Raw genomic sequence first — 20,960 nt, forward strand, 5'->3', positions numbered from 1 at the left:
TTGAAAAGAGCCTAGTATAACGGCTCGGGCGGCTTTGCTGTGGTCGCCCGACGTAGCGCTGGGGTAGACTCCCAGCCCTTGTCCCGCGGCCCAGTGATGCATTCCCGATGCTCGAACAGTACGTCAAGAAGATCCTCACCTCGCGCGTCTACGACGTTGCGGTCGAAACCCCGCTCCAGAGCGCCGGGCAGCTGAGCAAGCGCCTGGGCAACCAGATTCTGCTCAAGCGCGAAGACCTGCAGCCGGTGTTCTCGTTCAAGATCCGCGGGGCCTACAACAAGCTGGCCCAACTGACCCCGGAAGAACTGGCCCGTGGCGTGGTCACCGCCTCGGCCGGCAACCACGCCCAGGGCCTAGCCCTGGCCGCGCGCGAGATGGGCATCAAGGCCACTATCGTGATGCCCAAGACCACCCCGGAGATCAAGGTCGAGGGCGTGCGTTCGCGGGGCGGCAAGGTGGTGCTGCATGGCGACTCGTTCCCCGAGGCGCTGGCCTATTCGCTGAAACTGGTCGATGAAAAGGGCTTCGTCTACGTGCACCCCTACGACGACCCGCACACCATCGCCGGGCAGGGCACCGTGGCCATGGAGATCCTGCGCCAGCACCCAGGCCAGCTGGACGCGATCTTCGTGCCGGTGGGTGGCGGTGGCCTGATCGCCGGCATTGCTGCATACGTGAAATACCTGCGCCCGGAAATCAAAGTGATTGGTGTCGAGCCGGACGACTCCAACTGCCTGCAGGCGGCCATGGCGGCCGGCGAGCGCGTGGTGCTGCCGCAGGTCGGGCTGTTCGCCGACGGCGTGGCGGTGGCGCAGATCGGCCAGCACACCTTCGACATCTGCCGCCATCATGTGGATGAAGTGGTCACCGTCAGTACCGACGAAATCTGCGCGGCTATCAAGGATATCTACGATGATACCCGCTCGATCACCGAACCTGCCGGTGCCTTGGGCGTGGCGGGCATCAAGAAGTACGTCGAGTTGTACGGCGTGACCGGGCAGACCCTGGTGGCCATCGACTCCGGTGCCAACGTCAACTTCGACCGCCTGCGCCATGTGGCCGAGCGTGCCGAGCTGGGTGAAAAGCGCGAAGCGATCATCGCCGTGACCATCCCTGAGCGCCCGGGCAGCTTCAAGGCCTTCTGCGAGGCTATCGGCAAGCGCCAGATCACCGAATTCAACTACCGCAAGCACACCTCCGACGAGGCGCATATCTTCGTCGGCGTGCAGACCCACCCGGAAAACGACCCGCGTGCGGCGCTGGTACAGCAACTGACCGAGCAGGGCTTCCCGGTTACCGACTTGACCGACAACGAGCTGGCCAAGCTGCATATTCGCCATATGGTTGGTGGTCATTCGGCCGGTGCCAGTGACGAGATGGTGCTGCGCTTCGAGTTCCCCGAGCGGCCGGGGGCGCTGTTCAACTTCCTCAACAAGCTGGGCGGGCGCTGGAACATTTCGATGTTCCACTACCGCAACCATGGCGCCGCTGACGGGCGCGTGGTGGCGGGGTTGCAGGTGCCGGAGGACGAGCGCCACATGGTGCCGGCGGCGCTGGCGAAGATCGGCTACCCGTACTGGGACGAAACCGACAACCCGGCTTACAAGCTGTTCCTGGGCTGAGCGGCTAAGCTAAGCCAGATATCTCGCTTTTTGTAGGAGCGGCCTTGTGTCGCGATGGGCCGCAAGGCGGCCCCGGCAATGTGTGATCATGGCCGAGATCCCGGGGCCGCTTTTGCGGCCCTTTCGCGACACAAGGCCGCTCCTACAAGGGTTAGGGGCTGCTGCAAAAATGGCCTGACAAAGGACAATTCGGACATGGAACACCTGACCACCCTCAAGACCCTGCACATCATCGCCACCGCGCTCCTGCTGCTGGGTGCTCTGGGCCTGGCGCTCTGGACCGTGCGCGCCCGCCGCCAGGGCGATGCCGAGGCCTACGCCAAGCTGCTGCGTCGGCCGCTGGTGTTCGTCTGGCTGGTGATGGGCCTGTGCCTGGTGAGCATGCCGTTCACCGGCTGGTGGCTGGTGCACCTGGTGGGCTGGCCGCTGGGGCAGACCTGGGTGCTGGCGTCCAGCGTCATCTATACGCTGGGCGCGTTTGCCGTGTGGTGGCTGCTGGTGCGGTTGAACCGGCTGCGCAAGGCCGAGGTGGTGGGGCTGCGCTTTACCTTGGCACTGGCGGTGTTCAGTGGGGTTTGCTTCCTGTCCATCGCCGGGCTGATGGGGGCCAAGCCGGTCTGTCAGCCTAGTGCTGTATGTACCGGCCTCTTCGCGGGCGCGCCCGCTCCCACAGGTACGGCGCAGCCCTCCAGGCCTGTGGTGATCCCTGTGGGAGCGGGCATGCCCGCGAAGTGGCCGCTACAGGAAAACCTCAATCCCGCAGCGAAACCACAGGCCACCCACGCATCTCGGCCTCCGCCCGCAGCTTCGGGTCGGGGTCCACCGCCACCGCATGCGCCACCCGCTGCAACAGCGGCAAATCGTTCATCGAGTCGCTATAGAAATAGCTGTCCTCAAGGTCGAAGCCGTTTTCCAGCATCCAGCGCTCCAGCCGCGTCACCTTGCCTTCACGGAAACACGGTATATCGGTACTACGCCCGGTATAGCGGCCATCACGCGTTTCGCATTCGGTCGCCAGCAACACGCGAACCCCCAGGCGCCGGGCAATCGGTGCGGTGACGAAGCGGTTGGTGGCGGTGATGATCACCAGCTGGTCGCCGGCCTCGCGGTGCTGCTGCAGCAAGGTCAGCGCCTTGGGCAGGATGATCGGCTCGATGCAGGCGCGCATGAAGTCGCGGTGCCATTCGTCGAGCTGGGCTACCGGTGTTGCCGCAAGGATTTCCATGGAAAAGGCCAGGTAGGCCTGCAGGTCCAGGGTGCCGTTCAGGTATTCCTGATAGAAGCCATCGTTGCGTTGCTTGTAGGTAACCGGGTCGAGGATGCCGCGCTGGCAAAGGTAGTCACCCCAGGCATGGTCGCTGTCGCCACCGAGGAGGGTATTGTCCAGGTCGAATAAAGCCAGGCGCATCGCGGTCACTCGCATAAGCCACAGGGTAGGCCCGCAGAATACGGAGTTTTCACGCTGCTGCACATAAGCTTGGCGGGCGCGTTGCTGCGCTCGCAAGCTTTGTGGAACAATGCGGTGACATGCGTTTGCGAGGTTGCTGCCGTGATCGACCCGGATGGTTTTCGCCCCAATGTCGGGATCATTCTCACGAATGATGCCGGGCAGGTGCTATGGGCTCGACGGATCAACCAGGATGCCTGGCAGTTTCCCCAGGGTGGCATCAACCCTGACGAGACGCCGGAAGATGCCCTGTACCGCGAGCTGAACGAAGAAGTTGGCCTTGAACGCGATGATGTGGAAATTCTTGCCTGCACCCGTGGCTGGTTGCGTTATCGTTTACCCCAGCGACTGGTGCGTACGCATAGCCAGCCGCTGTGCATCGGCCAGAAGCAGAAATGGTTCCTGCTGCGTCTGGTCAGCAACGAACAACGGGTGCGGATGGACCTGACCGGCAAGCCGGAATTCGACGGCTGGCGCTGGGTCAGCTATTGGTACCCGCTGGGCCAGGTTGTGACATTCAAGCGCGAGGTCTACCGACGCGCCCTGAAAGAGCTAGCACCGCGTCTGCTGACGCGCGACTGACGACGGAGTTCGACCCCGAGCCATGCTCAATACGCTGCGCAAGATCGTCCAGGAAGTAAACTCCGCCAAAGATCTCAAGTCGGCGTTGGGGATCATTGTCTTGCGTGTCAAGGAGGCCATGGGCAGCCAGGTCTGCTCGGTCTACCTGCTCGACCCGGAAACCAACCGCTTCGTGCTGATGGCCACCGAAGGCCTGAACAAGCGTTCCATCGGCAAGGTCAGCATGGCCCCCAACGAAGGCCTGGTCGGCCTGGTCGGTACCCGGGAAGAGCCGCTGAACCTGGAAAACGCTGCCGACCACCCGCGTTACCGCTACTTTGCCGAAACCGGCGAGGAAAAATTCGCCTCCTTCCTCGGTGCGCCGATTATCCACCACCGCCGCGTGGTCGGGGTATTGGTCATCCAGCAAAAGGAGCGCCGCCAGTTCGACGAGGGCGAAGAAGCCTTCCTGGTCACCATGAGCGCCCAGCTCGCAGGGGTTATCGCCCACGCCGAGGCTACTGGCTCGATCCGTGGCCTGGGCCGCCAGGGCAAGGGCATCCAGGAAGCGCGCTTCGTCGGCGTACCGGGCTCGCCTGGCGCCGCCGTGGGGCGCGCAGTGGTGATGCTACCGCCAGCCGATCTGGAAGTGGTGCCGGACAAGACCGTCGATGACATCGACGCCGAACTGAAGCTGTTCCAGAACGCCCTCGAAGGTGTGCGCGACGATATGCGCAAGCTGTCGGCCAAGCTGGCCACCCAGCTGCGCCCGGAGGAGCGTGCACTGTTCGATGTGTACCTGATGATGCTCGAAGACGCGGCTCTGGGCGGTGAGGTGACCGAAGTCATCAAGACCGGCCAGTGGGCCCAGGGCGCACTGCGCCAGGTGGTGGGCGAGCACGTCAACCGCTTCGAGCTGATGGACGATGACTACCTGCGCGAGCGCGCCTCCGACGTCAAGGACCTGGGCCGGCGCCTGCTGGCCTACCTGCAGGAAGCCCGCGCGCAGTCGCTGGTGTATGCCGACAACACCATCCTGGTCAGTGAAGAGCTGACCCCGGCGATGCTCGGCGAAGTGCCTGAAGGCAAGCTGGTCGGCCTGGTCTCGGTACTGGGCTCGGGCAACTCCCACGTCGCCATCCTGGCTCGCGCCATGGGCATCCCCACGGTGATGGGCCTGGTCGATTTGCCTTATTCCAAGGTCGACGGCATCGAGATGATCGTCGACGGCTACAAGGGCGAGGTGTTCACCAACCCCAGCGAAGTGCTGCGCAAGCAGTACAGCGACGTGGTCGAGGAGGAGCGCCAGCTGGCCCAGGGCCTGGATGCCCTGCGCGAACTGCCGTGCGTTACCCCGGACGGCCACCGCATGCCGCTGTGGGTCAACACCGGCCTGCTCGCCGACGTGGCCCGTGCCCAGCAGCGTGGCGCCGAAGGGGTGGGGCTGTACCGCACCGAAGTGCCGTTCATGATCAACCAGCGCTTCCCCAGCGAGAAAGAGCAGCTGGCCATCTACCGCGAGCAGCTGGCGGCCTTCCACCCGCTGCCGGTGACCATGCGTACCCTCGACATCGGTGGCGACAAGTCGCTGTCGTACTTCCCGATCAAGGAAGAAAACCCGTTCCTCGGCTGGCGCGGCATCCGCGTCACCCTCGACCACCCGGAAATCTTCCTGGTTCAGACCCGCGCCATGCTCAAGGCCAGCGAGGGGCTGAACAACCTGCGTATCCTGCTGCCGATGATTTCCGGCATCCATGAGCTGGAAGAGGCGCTGCACCTGATCCACCGCGCCTGGGGCGAGGTGCGTGACGAAGGCACCGATGTGCCGATGCCACCAGTTGGCGTGATGGTGGAAATTCCTGCGGCGGTTTACCAGACCAAGGAGCTGGCGCGGCAGGTGGACTTCCTGTCGGTCGGTTCCAACGACCTGACCCAGTACCTGCTGGCGGTGGACCGCAACAACCCGCGGGTCGCCGACCTGTACGACTACCTGCACCCGGCGGTGTTGCAGGCGCTGAACACGGTGGTGCGCGACGCCCATGGCGAAGGCAAGCCGGTGAGTATCTGCGGTGAGATGGCCGGTGACCCGGCAGCGGCGATCCTGTTGATGGCCATGGGCTTCGACAGTCTGTCGATGAACGCCACCAACCTGCCGAAGGTGAAGTGGATGCTGCGCCAGATCAACCTGGTCAAGGCCAAGGAATTGCTGACCGAGGCACTGAGCCATGACAACCCGCAGGTTATCCACAGCTCGCTGCAACTGGCCCTGAAAAACCTTGGGTTGGCGCGGATGATCGGGCCTGGGGCCAATAAGACCCTCTGAATGCGGGGTGCCTGTTCCGGCCTCTTCGCGGGTTTGTGGGAGCGGGCGTGCCCGCGAAGCAGGCGACTCGCTGTATGGCACCGGCTTCGCCGGTGTTCGCGGGCTCGCCCGCTCCCACAAAGGCCAGCACAGTGCTCAGACCGAAAGCTCAACTTCCCCCAAGTGCCCGCCAAATGGCCCAAAACTGCGCTCAATAAGCCGCCTTTTCCCCTGATCATCCACTATCAGCACCGTGCTCGCCCGCGTCCCGTAGTTCTGGCTGGCAATGAACACGCTCGACAGCAACTTCTCGGTCGCCAACCCCACGCCCGTCTCCGGCAACTCGCCCTCCGGCGCCGGTTCGGCATCGGCCAGCAACGCTAGCAAGCGCTGTGGCTCTGGCGTTTCCAGTAACCCTTCCAGCCCACTGCGCGCCTTCACCAGCTTCGGCCAAGGCGTATCTAGCCCGGCATTGGAAAGCCCGTAAACCCCGGCCTCCAGCAAGCGCGGCGCCGCGTCTTGGGCATGCAGGTAGCCCAACTGCCGTCCATCGCCCACCAGCAGGTTGAACCCTGAATATTGCCTGCTGCGGCTGGCCACCTGGTCCAGATAGGCCTCGACCCCCAACTCCCCCTGCAGATACGCCGCCACCAGCTCGCCCCGCGAGCGTGGCCCCAGTGCCTGCGCCGGGTCGCGAATATTGGTCAGCGCCGCGAACCGCCCCTGCGGGCCGACGCCCAGCCAGGTGCCGCCGGCTTCCAGGTCGCGCCCGGCATATACCCCGGGTGCATCCTCCCAGGCCGCCAGGGCCTGGGTGGGGCGGGCATAGAACTCATCGCGGTTGGCCGCCACGATCAGCGGCAGGGCGTGCCCCGGCCGCCAGGCGAATACGATCAGGCACATCTGTCGGGCCTCCGTTTTTTCGCCACTGTACCCACAGCGGCAGGGAGGATCCATCCTGACACACTGTTCACTAGAGCCCCGAGCCCGGCTTCCGTTACCATGCCGGATTGTTTTCTCGGGGAAGACGAATGGAATTCGTGCTCTATCTGCTGTTGGGCGCCTGCGCCGGTGTGCTGGCCGGGCTGTTCGGCGTGGGCGGCGGTATCATCATCGTGCCGGTGCTGGTGTTCAGCTTCACCTTGCAGGGTTTCGATGCCTCGGTGCTGACCCACCTGGCTGTCGGTACGTCGCTGGCAACCATCGTTTTCACCTCGATCAACGCCGTGCTCGAGCACCATCGCAAGGGCGCGGTGCAATGGCCGATCTTCGCCTGGATGACCCTCGGCATCCTCCTTGGGGCCGGTGTCGGCGCCAAGACCGCCTCGCTGATACAGGGGCCGTTGCTGCAAAAGATCATCGGTGTGTTCGCCCTGGTCATCGCCGCGCAGATGGCCCTGGACCTCAAACCCAAGGCCAGTCGTGGCATCCCCGGCAAGCCCGCGCTGATCGGTGCAGGTGGGGTGATCGGCTGGGCTTCGGCCATTTTCGGCATCGGCGGCGGTTCGCTGACCGTGCCGTTCCTGACCTGGCGCAGCCTGCCCATGCAGCAGGCAGTGGCCACGTCTTCGGCCTGTGGCCTGCCCATTGCCTTGGCCAGTGCCCTGAGTTTCATGCTGCTGGGTTGGCACGAGCAGCACCTGCCGGCCCACAGCCTGGGTTACGTGTACCTGCCGGCGCTGCTCGGCATTGCCGTGACCAGCATGTTTTTCGCCCGCTTCGGCGCGCGCCTGGCGCACAAGCTGTCGCCACGTTTGTTGAAACGCCTGTTCGCAGCCCTGCTGTTCTGTGTCGGCCTCAGCTTTTTGATTTGAATCGAGAGGAAGTTCCATGCTGCCTTACCCGCAGATAGACCCCGTGGCCGTGGCCATCGGGCCGCTGAAAATCCATTGGTACGGCCTGATGTACCTGGTCGGCATCGGCGGTGCCTGGCTGCTCGCCTCGCGCCGGCTGAACCGCTTCGACCCCACCTGGACGCGCGAAAAGCTCTCCGACCTGGTGTTCTGGCTGTCGATGGGTGTGATCGTCGGTGGTCGCCTGGGCTACGTGCTTTTCTACGACCTGCACGCCTACCTGGCCAATCCGACGCTGATCTTCGAAGTGTGGAAGGGTGGCATGTCGTTCCACGGCGGTTTCATCGGCGTGATGCTGGCGGCCTTGTGGTTCGGCAAGCGCAACAACAAGTCGTTCTTCGAGCTGATGGACTTTGTCGCCCCGCTGGTGCCGATCGGCCTGGGGGCCGGGCGCATCGGCAACTTCATCAACGCCGAGCTGTGGGGCAAGGCCACCGACGTGCCATGGGCGATGGTCTTCCCGCCGTTCAGCGACCCGGCGCAGCTGCCGCGTCACCCATCGCAGCTTTACCAGTTCGCACTCGAAGGTGTGGCGCTGTTCCTGATCCTCTGGGCGTTCTCGCGCAAGCCGCGGCCGACCATGGCGGTATCCGGCATGTTCGCGCTGTTCTACGGTATCTTCCGCTTCATCGTCGAATTCGTCCGCGTACCGGATGCCCAGCTTGGCTACCTGGCCTGGGGCTGGCTGACCATGGGTCAGATTCTGTGCGTGCCGATGATCCTGGCTGGCCTTGGCCTGATCTGGTGGGCTTATAATCGCAAGCCTACGGCGAAACCCGCCTGATTAATCCCACGGCAGGGGCGATCCCCCTGCCGTTTTTGCTACAGGTAAGCCATGAAACAGTATCTGGACCTGGTCCGCGACGTCATCGACAACGGCACGCTGCAGGGCAACCGCACCGGCATCCGCACCATCAGCCTGCCGGGCGCCATGCTGCGTTTCGACTTGCAGAAGGGCTTCCCGGCCATTACCACGCGCAAACTGGCGTTCAAGTCGGCGATCGGTGAAATGGTCGGTTTCCTGCGTGGCGTGAAGAACGCCGGTGAATTCCGCGAACTGGGCTGCAAGGTCTGGGACCAGAACGCCAACGAGAACGCCCAGTGGCTGGCCAACCCGTTCCGCCAGGGCCATGACGACCTGGGCGAGATCTACGGCGTGCAATGGCGCCAGTGGCCGGGCTACAAGCGCATCCCGCTGAGCAACCCGGCGGCCATCGAAATGGCCGAGAAGGCGGGCTTCCGCCGCATCGCCCAGGACGAGGAGGACGGCGTCGCGTTCGTCATCCTGTACAAGGCCATCGACCAGGTGCGCCAGTGCCTGGACACCATCGCCAACGACCCGGGCAGCCGCCGTATCCTGTTCCACGGCTGGAACTGTGCGCAGCTGGACGAAATGGCCCTGCCGCCGTGCCACCTGCTGTACCAGTTCCACCCGAACGTTGAGACCAGGGAAATCTCCCTGACCCTCTACATCCGCTCGAACGACCTGGGCCTGGGTACGCCGTTCAACCTCACCGAAGGCGCGGCGCTGCTGTCGCTGTTCGGCCGCCTGACCGGCTACACCCCGCGCTGGTTCACCTACTTCATCGGCGATGCCCATGTGTATGAAAATCATCTGGACATGCTCAACGAGCAGCTCAAGCGTGAGCCGCTGGAGGCGCCGAAGCTGGTGATCAGCGACCGCGTGCCGGCGTTTGCCGAGACGGGCAAGTACGAGCCGGAGTGGCTGGAGAAGATCGAGCCGAGCGATTTCTGGCTGGAAGGGTATGAGCACCATGCGCCGATGACGGCGCCGATGGCGGTGTGATGTTCTAGATTGCCGGGGGCGCTTTGCGCCCCTTTCGCGACACAAGGCCGCTCCTACAGGAGATCGCGTAGCCTGTAGGAGCGGCCTTGTGTCGCGATGGGCTGCAAAGCAGCCCCAAAATCTCAATGCCCATGACTTCGCCCCACATGCGAATGCTCGGTTTCCGGCACCGATACCGCCCCGTTCGTCTCCAGTTGCTGCAAGATCGCACACTCCGCCCCTTGCGCATTGCAGCGCCGCCGCAGCTCCACCAGCTGTTCCTGCAGCGCCACCAGGCCATCGATCCTAGCCTGCACATGCTCGATATGTTCGTCGATCAGCGCATTGACGCTGCCGCACGAATCATCGGGGCTGTCGCGCAGGCGTAGCAGGCTGCGGATTTCATCCAGGGTCATGTCCAGGGTGCGGCAGTTGCGGATGAAGGTAAGCCGCTCGACGTGGGCCTGGGTGTACAGCCGGTAGTTGCCGTCGCTGCGTGCCGGCTCCGGCAGCAGCTGTTCACGCTCGTAGTAGCGGATGGTTTCCACGGCGCAGTCGGTGGCTTTGGCCAGTTCTCCGATCTTCATCACGAAATTCTCCAGCAAGTGGCTTGACCCTATAGTGGCTACAGGGTGTTCACTTGGCAACAGGCTCAAATTAAGGATGACCCCATGAACCAGCCTGTCAGCCACGAACACAAGCACGATCACCACGCCCACAGCTGCTGTGGCAGCGCTGCTGCGCCAGCGTTGGTCCAGCTGAGCGAAAAGGCCAGCAGCCACGCCCAGTTCAGCCGTTTCCGCATCGAGGCCATGGACTGCCCTACCGAGCAGACCCTGATCCAGGACAAGCTGGGCAAGCTGGCCGGTATCGAGCAGCTGGAGTTCAACCTGATCAACCGTGTGCTTGGCGTGCGCCACACCCTGGGTGGCACTGCTGAAATCGAGCAGGCCATCGACAGCCTGGGCATGAAAGCCGAGCCGCTTGGCGCCGAAGACGATAGCACTGCCAGCGCACCGCAAGTGGCCAAGACCCGCTGGTGGCCCCTGGCGCTGTCCGGTATTGCCGCGATCGCCGCCGAAATCGTGCACTTTGCCGCACTGGCCCCGGAGTGGGTGGTGGCGGCGCTGGCGCTGGCAGCGATCCTCGGCTGTGGCCTGGGTACCTACAAGAAGGGCTGGATCGCCCTGAAAAACCGCAACCTCAACATCAACGCGCTGATGAGCATTGCCGTGACTGGCGCGGTGCTGATCGGCCAGTGGCCGGAAGCGGCCATGGTGATGGTGTTGTTCACCGTCGCCGAGCTGATCGAAGCCCGCTCGCTGGACCGCGCGCGCAACGCCATTGGCGGCCTGATGCAGCTCACCCCGGACATGGCTACCGTGCGCCAGGCCGATGGCCAGTGGCGGGAAGCAGAGGTGCGGGAGGTGGCCATCGGGGCCCTGGTGCGGGTACGCCCCGGCGAACGCATTGGCCTGGACGGTGAAGTGACCAGCGGGCAATCCACCGTCGATCAGGCACCGATCACCGGCGAAAGCCTGCCTGTGGAGAAGACGGTGGGCGACAAGTTGTTCGCCGGCACCATCAACCAGGCAGGGGCGCTGGAGTTCCGCGTTACCGCTGCTGCCGGGCAATCGACCCTGGCGCGGATCATCAAGGCCGTCGAGGAAGCGCAAGGCGCGCGGGCGCCTACCCAGCGTTTCGTCGACCGCTTCTCGCGCATCTACACCCCAGTGGTGTTTGCCATTGCCCTGGCCGTTGCGGTGATACCGCCGCTGTTCATGGCCGGTGCCTGGTTCGACTGGGTCTATCGCGCCCTGGTGCTGCTGGTGGTGGCCTGCCCGTGTGCCCTGGTGATCTCGACCCCGGTGACCATCGTCAGCGGCCTGGCTGCCGCCGCGCGCAAGGGCATCCTGATCAAGGGTGGCGTGTACCTGGAAGGCGGGCGCCAGTTGGACTTCCTGGCCCTGGACAAGACCGGCACTATCACCCACGGCAAGCCGGTGCAAACCGATGCCAAGGTACTGGAGCCGCTGTTCGAAGGCCGCGCGCAAGCCCTGGCCGCCAGCCTTGGCGAGCGTTCGGACCACCCGGTCTCCCGCGCCATTGCCCAGTTCGGCAAGGAGCAAGGCCTGGCCTTGAGCGAGGTAGACGACTTCGCAGCCCTTGCCGGGCGCGGCGTGCGCGGCACCATCGCGGGTGAGGTTTACCACTTGGGTAACCACCGTCTGGTCGAGGAGCTGGGGCTGTGCTCGCCCGAGCTCGAGGCCCAGTTGGATGCGCTGGAGCGCCAGGGCAAGACCGTGGTGCTGCTGCTCGACCGCTCCGGCCCGTTGGCGCTGTTCGCGGTGGCCGACACGGTCAAGGAAAGCAGTCGCCAGGCCATCGCCGAGCTGCACGAGCTGGGCATCAAGACTGTCATGCTGACCGGTGACAATCCACATACCGCCCAGGCCATCGCCACCGTGGTGGGTATCGACCGTGCCGAAGGCAACCTGCTGCCTGCCGACAAGCTCAAGAGCATCGAAACCCTGTACGCCCAGGGCCATCGGGTGGGCATGGTCGGTGACGGCATCAACGACGCCCCGGCACTGGCTCGTGCCGAGATCGGTTTTGCAATGGCGGCGGCCGGTACCGACACCGCCATCGAGACCGCCGATGTGGCGCTGATGGACGACGACTTGCGGAAAATCCCGGCCTTCGTCAGGCTGTCGCGCCAAAGTGCGGCGATCCTCATGCAGAACATCGTTCTGGCGTTGGGCATCAAGGCGATATTCCTGGCGATCACCTTTGCCGGCATGGCCACCATGTGGATGGCGGTGTTTGCCGACATGGGCGTGAGCCTGCTGGTGGTGTTCAACGGCTTGCGCCTGTTGCGCAAATAGAGGACGTGCATGCTGAGTTCGGAGCTTAAAGCCTTCTACATGGTGGCCCGCCTGGGCAGCATCACCCTGGCGGCGAAGAAGCTCGGCCTCAGCCAGCCCACGGTGACCACGCAGATTCGCAACCTGGAGAGCCAGTACGCGGTGGAGCTGTTCTACCGCGGCGGGCGGCGCCTGGTGCTGAGCGAGGAGGGCGTGCGCCTGCTGCCGATGGTCAAGGCACTGCTTCAGCAGGAAGCCGACATCGAGTTCGAACTGCGCAACAGCGGCCAGGCACAGGGCAGCCTGCGCATCGCGGCCACGGCGCCTTACTACATCCTCGACCTGGTGAAGATCTACCGCGAACGCCTGCCGCAGGTGGAAGTGGCGGTGGAAATCGGCAACTCGCAGCAGGTGCTGGAGATGCTCGAGGACTACCGGGTGGATATCGCCGCTTCGTCGCAACTGCTGGAAGACGCGCGGCTGGTGCGGCGGGTGCTGGGGACTGACCCGTTGGTGGTGGCGGTGCATCGCAACCACCCGTTGGCACACCGCCAGGCGGTGTCCATTGACGTGGTGGCCGGGCATTGCCTGCTGATGCGCGAGAAGGGCTCGACCACACGCAAGCTGACCGAGCAGATGATGCAGGAGGCCGGGGTGAAAGCCGGGGCGTTGCTGGAGATTGGCAGCCGCGAATCGATCCGTGAGGCGGTACTGCGCAATATCGGCATCAGCGTGATTGCCCGGCACGAGGTGCCGCACAACCCTGAGTTGCGGGTGCTGGCGCTGGAGAACGCGCCGGTGATGCATGAGTACCTGTATTGCCTGAAGGAGCGGCGCCAGGCGCGGTTGCCGGCGGCCTTCCTTGGGGTGGCGCAGGAAGTGGCCGGTTCGCACTTCTGATAGCCATGTAGTGGCTGTACCGGCCCTATCGCCGGCAAGCCAGCTCCCACAGGTACCCCACAGTCCTTGAAACCTGTGCAGTACCTGTGGGAGCTGGCTTGCCGGCAATAGGGTCCTTGAAGGCCACTACAAAATCTGCCTATACCACTATCACCCGCTTTTGCCCTAAAGCCACAGAACCTTCGCACAGCCTTCCTAGCATGGCCTCCATCTCTTCGATGAGGCCCTGCCATGAACCACACCACCCCCGGCGCACAGATGAAAGTGCGCAACATCCACAAGCGCTTCGGCGCCTTCACGGCGCTGAATGATGTCTCGCTGGACATCGCCGCCGGCGAACTGGTGTGCCTGCTCGGCCCGTCCGGCTGCGGCAAGACCACGTTGCTGCGCTGCATCGCCGGCCTGGAGCGCCAGGACCGCGGTACGTTGTACATCGGCGAGCGCGATATCTCCGAGCTGCCACCCCAGGCCCGTGACTACGGCATCCTGTTCCAGTCCTACGCGCTGTTCCCCAACCTCACCGTCGAAGCCAATATCGCCTATGGCCTGACTGGCAGCGGCCGTGAACAGGCCCGCCAGCGAGTGACCGAAATGCTCGAACTGGTGGGCCTGGCCGGCAGCGAGAAGAAATACCCCGGCCAGCTTTCCGGTGGCCAGCAGCAGCGTGTGGCCCTGGCCCGCGCGCTGGCACCGTCGCCGTCGTTGCTGCTGCTGGACGAGCCGATGTCGGCGCTGGATGCCCGGGTGCGCGAGCACCTGTGCACCGAACTGCGCCAGCTGCAGCGCCAGCTGGGTATCACCACGCTGATGGTCACCCACAACCAGGACGAGGCCATGTTGATGGCCGACCGCATTGCGGTGATGAACAACGGCCAGGTCGAGCAGTACGCCACCCCGCAGGAAATCTACGACCAGCCGGCCACGCCGTTCGTTGCCGAGTTCGTCGGCCAGGGCAACTGGTTGCCGTTCCAGCGCAGCAGTGACAGCCATGCCCAGGTCGGTGGCATGAACATGCGTCTGGCACCAGGTTCGGCCCGACCCAGCAGCGGCCGGCTGTTCTGCCGCCCGGAGGCGATCACGGTCAACCCGGCGGTGCACGAAGAAAACCTGTTCCCGGCCATGGTCCGTGAAATCACCTTCCTTGGTAACCGCTGCCGCATGAGCTTCGAGCTCAAGGCGCTGCCTGGCCATGCACTGCTGGCGGAGCTTGCCCCCGAGGCCATGCCGCGGCTGGGCTCGCAGGACATCTGGGTGGCGCTGCCACCGCAGAGCCTGCAGGTGTTTGCCTGAGATGGCCGCGCCAATGTCCCTGCCGCTGAGCCAGGCCAAAGCCACGCCGCGTGCTGGTGTCGCCTTGGGCGACCGGTTGTTCGTCGTCGGCGGCAAGAGCCTGCTGCTGATCCTTCTGGTGCTGGCGGTGCTGATGCCGCTGCTGGCGATCTTCTGGCGCGGCTTCAGCGCAGAAGCGGGCCAGGGTGGTGGCCTGCTGGCGGCCCGCGAACTGTTGGCCAGTGAAAACTTCCACTGGCTGCTGGGCAACAGCCTGTCGGTGGCCTTCACGGTGGCAGCCATCGTGGTGCCGCTGGCCTACCTGTTCGCCTATGCCCTGCAACGCACGCTGATTCCGGGCAAAGGCCTGTGGCGGGGGATTTCGTTGCTGCCGCTGCTGGCGCCGTCAATGCTGCCGGCCATCGCCCTGGTCTACCTGTTCGGTAACCAGGGGCTGCTGCGCGGGTTGCTCAGCGACAACATCTATGGCTTCTGGGGGATTGTGCTGGGCGAGGCCATCTACACCTTCCCGCATGCCCTGATGATCCTGCTGTCGGCGCTATCGCTGGCCGATGCACGCCTGTTCGACGCAGCGTCCAGCATGGGTGCCGGCCCTTGGCGAGCGTTCACCAGCATCACCTGGCCGGCCACGCGCCAGGCAGTATTCGCAGCGTTCTGCCTGGTGTTCACCCTGACCATCACCGACTTCGGTGTACCGGTCGTGGTCGGCGGCGACTATCAGGTGCTGGCGCTGGAAGCCTACAAGGCGGTGGTCGGCCAGCAGCAGTTCGGCCGCGGCGCGTTGATCGGCATGGTGCTGCTGTTGCCGGCGCTGTTCAGCTTTACCGTCGATGCCTGGCTGCGCCGGCGCCAGGGCGAAGCCATGAGCGGCCGTGCCCAGGTGTTCGAGCCCAAGCCGTCGCGCGGCCGTGATGCCTGCTTCCTGGCGATCGTGCTGCTGGTGTGCGCGGCATTGCTGCTGGTGATCGGCATGGCGGTGTATTCGTCGCTGGTCACGTTCTGGCCCTACAACCTGTCGTTGTCGCTGCGTCACTACATGTTCGAGGACACCGCCGGTGGTGGCTGGCTGGCCTACCGCAACAGCGTGACCATGGCCATCGGCACCGCGCTGATCGGCAGCATCGTGATCTTCACCGGCGCCTACCTGATGGAGAAGACCCAGGGCCAACGCCTGCTCAACCAGGCGCTGCGCCTGCTCAGCTTCATCCCCATGGCCGTGCCGGGCCTGGTGCTGGGCCTGGGCTACGTATTCTTCTTCAACCTGAACGGCAACCCGCTGCATGTGTTCTACGGCGGCATGGGGCTGCTGGTGGTGTGCACCATCGCCCACTACCTGACCACCGCGCAGATGACCGCGACCACCGCCCTGCGCCAGCTCGACGGCGAGTTCGAGGCCGCCGCGCTGTCGCTGAAGGCGCCGCTTTACAGGCACTTCCTGCGGGTGACCGTGCCGATCTGCCTGCCGGCGCTGCTGGACATCATTCGCTACCTGTTCGTATCGGCGATGACCACCGTGTCGGCGGCAATCTTCCTGTACAGCCCCGACACCATCCTGGCTGCCGTCGCCGTGCTGAACATGGATGACGCCGGCAATGTCGGTGGTGCCGCCGCCATGTCGACGTTGATCCTGCTGACCAGTGCCGGCGCTTCACTGCTGCTGGCCGCAGCCTCACGCGGCCTGCTGCGCCGCTCCCAAGCCTGGCGCCAACGCGCCGCGACCGTCTGACCTGTAAGGAACCTACCCATGTACAAGCACCTTGCACTTGCCGCTGCCGTTTCCGCCGTGTTCAGCCTGCAGGCTTCGGCCGCTGGTACCCAGCTGACGGTCTACACCGCCCTGGAAGCCGAACAGCTGAAGAGCTACAAGCAAGCCTTCGAGAAGGCCAACCCGGACATCGAGATCAAGTGGGTTCGCGACTCTACCGGCATCATCACCGCCAAGCTGCTGGCCGAGAAAGACCGCCCGCAAGCCGACGCAGTGTGGGGTCTGGCTGCTTCCAGCCTGGCTATCCTCGACCAGAACGGCATGCTCGAAGCCTACGCACCGAAGGACCTGGGCAAGATTGCCGCCAACTACCGCGATGCTGCCAACCCGCCAGCCTGGGTCGGTATGGACGTGTGGGCCGCGACCATCTGCTTCAATACCATCGAGGCCGAGAAGCAGGGCCTGAGCAAGCCGGTGAGCTGGCAGGACCTGACCAAGCCCGAGTACAAGGGCAAGATCGTCATGCCGAACCCGGCTTCGTCCGGCACCGGCTTCCTGGATGTCAGTGCCTGGCTGCAGACCTTCGGCGAGCCACAGGGTTGGGCGTACATGGATGCACTGCACCAGAACATCGGCCAGTATGTTCATTCCGGTTCCAAGCCGTGCAAGCTTGCCGCAGCGGGTGAATTCCCGATCGGTATCTCGTTCGAGTACCCGGCCGTGCAGCTCAAGCGCCAGGGCGCGCCGCTGGACATCGTGCTGCCGAAGGAAGGCCTGGGTTGGGAGATCGAGGCGACTGCGGTGATCAAAGGTTCGCCAAAAGCGGATGCGGCCAGGCGCCTGGCTGATTTCTCGGCAAGCCCGGCGGCCATGGAGCTGTACAAGGAGAACTTCGCCGTGCTGGCTGCCCCGGGTATTGCCAAGCCGCAGACCGAACTGCCGGCTGACTATGAACAGCGCCTGATCAAGAACGACTTTGCCTGGGCCTCGAAGAACCGTGACCAGATCCTGGCCGAGTGGCGCAAGCGCTATGACGGCAAGTCGGAGAAGGTGGCTCAGCAGTAACCTGCACCGGCCTCTTCGCAGCACAAGGCTGCTCCTACGGGGCGGCGACAACCTGTAGGAGCAGCCTTGTGCTGCGAAGAAGCCACCACCCAATCAAGCCAGGAGAAGACGGTGATGCCAACCCCAGCCCAGATCATCGACAGCACCTTCGCGCTGTACGAACGCCACGGCAGTGACGACTACATCGGCGAAGCGATCACCCAGCTCGAACACATGTCCCAGGCCGCGCAACTGGCCATCGCCGAAGGCTTCGACGACGAAGTGGTGCTGGCGGCGTTCTTCCACGACATTGGCCACCTGTGCGGCGGTGACGCGAGCATGGGCGGCTATGGCGTGGTCAGCCATGAGCGCATCGGCGCTGAGTATTTACGCCGCTGTGGCTTCGGCGAACGCATGGCGCGGCTGGTGCAGTATCACGTGGAGGCCAAGCGCTACCTGACTTTGCGCCAGCCTGGGTATTACCAGCGGTTGAGTGAGGCGAGCCGGCGGACTTTGGAGTATCAGGGGGGCGTGATGAGCGAGGACGAGGCGGATGTGTTCGAGCGGGATCCGCTGTTCGAGGTGAGCTTGCGGATGAGGGAGTGGGATGAGCGGGCCAAGGTGGTCGGGGTGACGGTGATTGACCTGGATGGGTTGAAGCGGAAGGCTTTGGCATTACTTTGAGATGTGGGCTGCCTGTGCGGGCCTCTTCGCGGGTGAACCCGCTCCCACAGGAATAGTGCACATCTCAAGGAATGTGAGATACCTGTGGGAGCGGGTTTACCCGCGAAGAGGCCAGACCCGCTTGATCAAAACTGTGAAACCAGCGCCTCCAGCTGTTCCTGCCGCTCAGCCTGGTTCAGCTTCGCCCCAGGGTTCAGGGTGGACCACTGCGGATGCGCCCGCGCCTTGCTCAGCGCCTCCGGCAACTTGCCCTCCCGCCAGGCCTTCTCATCCAGTTCCCCCAGCCGAATGCTGTCCTGCGCCGCATGCCCGCGGTTTTCCAGCGCCACCATCAACTGCTGCTGACGCAAGGCCAGCAGGCGCAACACCGTGTCGTCCACCGTCAGCTCGCGCTTGCCCTTGAGCTTGCCCATCAACCGCGACCCATAGTTGCGCGCCGTCTGCAGCGCGCCGCCGGCAATTGCCCCGGCCAGGGCGGCAGCCCCCAGTGTCAGGCCGCCGACCAGCAGGTCCACCCCGGCACCCGCCGCAGCACCGGCGGCCACACCGCTGCCCAAACGCACGCCCAGCAGCTTCAAGGTTTCGGGATTGAACAGGTCATCGCCCCAACGGCCATCCAGCAACGGCAGGTCGCTGGCATGGGCGTCCTCGCGGCGGAAGGCATATAGCTTGAGCAGTGCCTCGACACAGCGCTGTTCGCGCTGGCGCACCTCTTGCCGCAATGCCTCGATGGCCCGGGCTTCGGCAGCCGGCTCGGCCTCGACGCTGCGCCGGCAGGCGGCGCAGTCCAGCAGCAGCTCGGCAATCAGGCGCTTGCCGCTGTGGCGGCGTGCCAGGCGCTGTGCCTGCTGGTCGTCGATCAGCCGCTGCAGGGCCGGGCGGGCGTCTTCCAGCAGCAGGGCCAGGCTTTCGTACAACCGGCGCTCGCCATCCTCTGGCGGGGCCACGCTGTCGAACCGCACCAACGCGTGAAGCCCAAGCCTGGCAAGGACTTCACGCCATTGCGGCTCGCGGTGCTGATGGCTGGCGACGAAATTGAGCACCGGTAGCAGCGGTTTGCCGCAGCTGGCCAGCACTTCCAGTTCGTCGCGGTATTTGGCCAGCACTGGTTCGCGGGCGTCGATCACATACAAGCCGGCATTGCTGGCCAGCAGCTGGCGTAGCACCTTGGCCTCCTGCTCGAAACGCTGGCGTGCCTCGCTGCCTTGCAGAAAGCGCTCGAGGCGGGCCGGGCCGTCCAGCCGCTCGCCCGGGCGCTCCAGGCGTTCGAGATAGTCGAGCAGGGCAATGGCGTCTTCCAGGCCCGGGGTGTCATACAACTCGAGCAAAGGTTCGCCGTCCACCGACAGCCGCGCACCTTCCACATGGCGGGTGGTGCTGGGGCGGTGGGAAACTTCGCCAAAGCCGACGTCACGGGTCAGGGTGCGCAGCAGCGAGGTCTTGCCGACGTTGGTGTGGCCGACCACGGCCAGTTTCAGCGGCTCAATCATGGCCATGCTCCAGCCAGGTCAGCGGCGAGGTATCGGCATGCGCCAGACCAAGGTGGTCGAGGGCTTCGTGCCAGTCGCCCAGGCGCTGGGCGTCCAGGGCCTCGCCCGGTGCGGCCTGCAGTAGCCATATACGGGTGGCGCCGGCGTTGCGTGCCAGTTCGGCGAGCAACGCCAGGCTGCCACGATCGGGAGAGCGGCGCGGGTCGCAAGCGATGGCCAGGCGTGCTGGCGGGAAACGGCTGAGCTGTTCGAGCAGGCGGTTACGCGATTCTCGGCTGTCGAGCACGCCGGCACTGGTTACGCTTTTTGGCAGCGCGGGCGGCCAGGGGTGCTGGTCGTCCAGCTCCAGGCCGACCAGCAGGGCGCCGCTGCTGCCACTTTCCAGCTGGCCAGCGGCAAACTGCGGCAAGGCCTCGGGCGCGGCATCCTGGACGCCGATGCGTTCGCTGCGCGGCATCAGCGCTTCACGCAGCTGCGCGTAGCCGGGCAGGCTGAGGTCCAGCGCCAGGCGTTGGCGGCCTTGACGCCAGCGCCACAGGCACAGCCCGGCCAACAGCAGGCGCGGAAGCAGGCCGTACACCAGCACCACGCCAAGCAGCCAGCTGGCCCAGGCCTGGCGCGCCAGGTCCAGGGCCGGCTGGCTGTCGCCGCTGGCGCGGATCATGGCCTCGTCGGGTACCGTGAAGCCCAGCAACGAGGGCAGCGCGCCCAAGGCCTGGGTCAGGTGGATGAACGGGTCGGCGGCGAGCAGGGTTGTCTCCCAGACAAAGCCATAGCGCCGGGTCGCCAGCAAGGCCAGCAGCATGCCCAGCGCGGTGATCATCGCCAGCAGCCACAGGCCATGCACCAGCAGGCCGAGCAGCCAGCGGTTGAGGCGTTGACGTTGCAGCAGCACCAGCAGCGCCGGTGCCAGGTGCGCGGCCTTGGCGTCACGGGCAAAGCGTTCGCTCAGCCACAGCCACAAACGGCCCAGCCCCGCGCCATGCTCGCCGCTCAGGGCAAAGCCGATGGCCCAGCCCAGCAGCATCAGCAGGTTCAGCCCGAGCAGGCTGCCGAGGGCCCAGAACACATTCACCGGGCGCTGCCCGTCGCTCAAGGCGGCCAGGGCCAACCCTGCGCCGCTGAGCACGGCCAGTACCAGCAAGGCCAGCAGCGCCAGGCGTGCGCCCTGTTTCCAGTGGCGCAGGGCGGTGGTGATGCCGTCGCGTTCGGCCAGGAACAGGGCACGGGTTTCGATGCGGGCCGCCAGGTCACCGCCTGCCTGGCGGGCGCAGCGGTTGGCTTCCTGGTCCTCCAGCGGGCCGGCATGTTCCTCGCGCAGGCGTACCGCTTCGGTGAGCCAGCGCTTGTCCAGTGAAGTGGGTGCAGTCACAAGGTCTTCCATTGCACAGGTCAGGGCAGAAGCATAACCC

The 20,960-nt window shown here is 64.9% G+C and carries 17 protein-coding genes and 1 pseudogene; 13 read left to right on the forward strand and 5 right to left on the reverse strand.

What is annotated here, in order from left to right; genetic code table 11:
* Positions 1 to 107: 107 nt before the first annotated feature.
* Both ilvA and GYA95_RS24860 read left to right on the forward strand, forming a co-directional pair.
* A complete protein-coding gene (gene ilvA, locus GYA95_RS24855; protein WP_015272188.1) occupies positions 108 to 1,622 on the forward strand; it encodes a threonine ammonia-lyase, biosynthetic in 1,515 nt (504 codons plus the stop codon).
* A 195-nt stretch (positions 1,623 to 1,817) separates the two neighbouring features.
* Positions 1,818 to 2,240 (forward strand): annotated as a pseudogene (locus tag GYA95_RS24860) (DUF2269 domain-containing protein); the annotation flags it as partial.
* A gap of 133 nt (positions 2,241 to 2,373) precedes the next feature.
* On the opposite strand, the gene GYA95_RS24865 reads toward GYA95_RS24860, so the two are convergent.
* The gene (locus GYA95_RS24865; RefSeq protein ID WP_003258535.1) at positions 2,374 to 3,030 is read right to left on the reverse strand and encodes a histidinol-phosphatase; all 657 of its coding nucleotides are present in this window, start codon (positions 3,028 to 3,030) and stop codon (positions 2,374 to 2,376) included.
* A 141-nt stretch (positions 3,031 to 3,171) separates the two neighbouring features.
* Here GYA95_RS24865 and GYA95_RS24870 point away from each other — a divergent pair, with 141 nt between their 5' ends.
* Together GYA95_RS24870 and ptsP are read left to right on the forward strand one after the other, a co-directional pair.
* A complete protein-coding gene (locus GYA95_RS24870) occupies positions 3,172 to 3,651 on the forward strand; it encodes an RNA pyrophosphohydrolase (protein ID WP_003249017.1) in 480 nt (159 codons plus the stop codon).
* 22 nt (positions 3,652 to 3,673) lie between these two features.
* Positions 3,674 to 5,953 (forward strand): phosphoenolpyruvate--protein phosphotransferase, encoded by a 2,280-nt coding sequence (gene ptsP, locus GYA95_RS24875; RefSeq protein WP_015272186.1) that lies wholly within the window; start codon positions 3,674 to 3,676, stop codon positions 5,951 to 5,953.
* 135 nt (positions 5,954 to 6,088) lie between these two features.
* On the opposite strand, the gene GYA95_RS24880 is transcribed toward ptsP, so the two are convergent.
* Complete coding sequence (locus GYA95_RS24880; RefSeq protein ID WP_015272185.1) at positions 6,089 to 6,835, reverse strand: NRDE family protein; 747 nt, start codon at positions 6,833 to 6,835, stop codon at positions 6,089 to 6,091.
* Between the two features lie 128 nt (positions 6,836 to 6,963).
* Here GYA95_RS24880 and GYA95_RS24885 point away from each other — a divergent pair, with 128 nt between their 5' ends.
* The 3 genes from GYA95_RS24885 to GYA95_RS24895 are packed head-to-tail and all read left to right on the forward strand — an operon-like array spanning position 6,964 to position 9,592.
* On the forward strand, positions 6,964 to 7,746 hold the full coding sequence (locus GYA95_RS24885) for a sulfite exporter TauE/SafE family protein (protein WP_015272184.1): 783 nt from the start codon (positions 6,964 to 6,966) through the stop codon (positions 7,744 to 7,746).
* A 16-nt stretch (positions 7,747 to 7,762) separates the two neighbouring features.
* Positions 7,763 to 8,569 carry a prolipoprotein diacylglyceryl transferase gene (lgt, locus tag GYA95_RS24890; RefSeq protein WP_013974665.1) on the forward strand — a complete coding sequence of 269 codons (807 nt, stop codon included), beginning with the start codon at positions 7,763 to 7,765 and terminating at the stop codon, positions 8,567 to 8,569.
* 51 nt (positions 8,570 to 8,620) lie between these two features.
* Positions 8,621 to 9,592 carry a thymidylate synthase gene (locus tag GYA95_RS24895; protein ID WP_013974664.1) on the forward strand — a complete coding sequence of 324 codons (972 nt, stop codon included), beginning with the start codon at positions 8,621 to 8,623 and terminating at the stop codon, positions 9,590 to 9,592.
* Positions 9,593 to 9,714: 122 nt separating this feature from the next.
* Here the strand turns inward: GYA95_RS24895 and cadR are convergent, their stop codons facing one another.
* Entirely contained in the window at positions 9,715 to 10,158 is a 444-nt protein-coding gene (gene cadR / locus GYA95_RS24900) for a cadmium resistance transcriptional regulator CadR (protein ID WP_015272183.1), read from the reverse strand.
* Between the two features lie 84 nt (positions 10,159 to 10,242).
* On the opposite strand from cadR, the gene GYA95_RS24905 reads away from it, so the two are divergent.
* The 6 genes from GYA95_RS24905 (at position 10,243) to GYA95_RS24930 (ending at position 18,058) form a co-directional block, all read left to right on the forward strand.
* Positions 10,243 to 12,456: a heavy metal translocating P-type ATPase gene (locus tag GYA95_RS24905; RefSeq protein ID WP_015272182.1), complete on the forward strand. Its 2,214-nt coding sequence runs from the start codon at positions 10,243 to 10,245 to the stop codon at positions 12,454 to 12,456.
* A 9-nt stretch (positions 12,457 to 12,465) separates the two neighbouring features.
* Entirely contained in the window at positions 12,466 to 13,335 is an 870-nt protein-coding gene (locus tag GYA95_RS24910; RefSeq protein ID WP_015272181.1) for a LysR family transcriptional regulator, read from the forward strand.
* A 231-nt stretch (positions 13,336 to 13,566) separates the two neighbouring features.
* On the forward strand, positions 13,567 to 14,625 hold the full coding sequence (locus GYA95_RS24915) for a putative 2-aminoethylphosphonate ABC transporter ATP-binding protein (RefSeq protein WP_015272180.1): 1,059 nt from the start codon (positions 13,567 to 13,569) through the stop codon (positions 14,623 to 14,625).
* A 1-nt stretch (position 14,626) separates the two neighbouring features.
* Positions 14,627 to 16,351 (forward strand): putative 2-aminoethylphosphonate ABC transporter permease subunit, encoded by a 1,725-nt coding sequence (locus tag GYA95_RS24920; RefSeq protein WP_015272179.1) that lies wholly within the window; start codon positions 14,627 to 14,629, stop codon positions 16,349 to 16,351.
* An 18-nt stretch (positions 16,352 to 16,369) separates the two neighbouring features.
* Positions 16,370 to 17,395 (forward strand): putative 2-aminoethylphosphonate ABC transporter substrate-binding protein, encoded by a 1,026-nt coding sequence (locus GYA95_RS24925; protein ID WP_015272178.1) that lies wholly within the window; start codon positions 16,370 to 16,372, stop codon positions 17,393 to 17,395.
* A 114-nt stretch (positions 17,396 to 17,509) separates the two neighbouring features.
* Entirely contained in the window at positions 17,510 to 18,058 is a 549-nt protein-coding gene (locus GYA95_RS24930) for a phosphonate degradation HD-domain oxygenase (protein ID WP_015272177.1), read from the forward strand.
* A gap of 125 nt (positions 18,059 to 18,183) precedes the next feature.
* On the opposite strand, the gene GYA95_RS24935 is transcribed toward GYA95_RS24930, so the two are convergent.
* Both GYA95_RS24935 and GYA95_RS24940 read right to left on the reverse strand, forming a co-directional pair.
* Entirely contained in the window at positions 18,184 to 19,548 is a 1,365-nt protein-coding gene (locus tag GYA95_RS24935; protein WP_161551516.1) for a GTPase/DUF3482 domain-containing protein, read from the reverse strand.
* Positions 19,541 to 20,932, reverse strand: coding sequence for a DUF2868 domain-containing protein (locus GYA95_RS24940; RefSeq protein WP_043935982.1), 1,392 nt, complete (start codon positions 20,930 to 20,932; stop codon positions 19,541 to 19,543). The genes GYA95_RS24935 and GYA95_RS24940 overlap by 8 nt, the downstream gene beginning before the upstream one ends.
* Between the last annotated feature and the right edge of the window lie 28 nt (positions 20,933 to 20,960).

The organism is Pseudomonas asiatica (genome assembly GCF_009932335.1).
Taxonomy (GTDB): domain Bacteria; phylum Pseudomonadota; class Gammaproteobacteria; order Pseudomonadales; family Pseudomonadaceae; genus Aquipseudomonas; species Aquipseudomonas asiatica.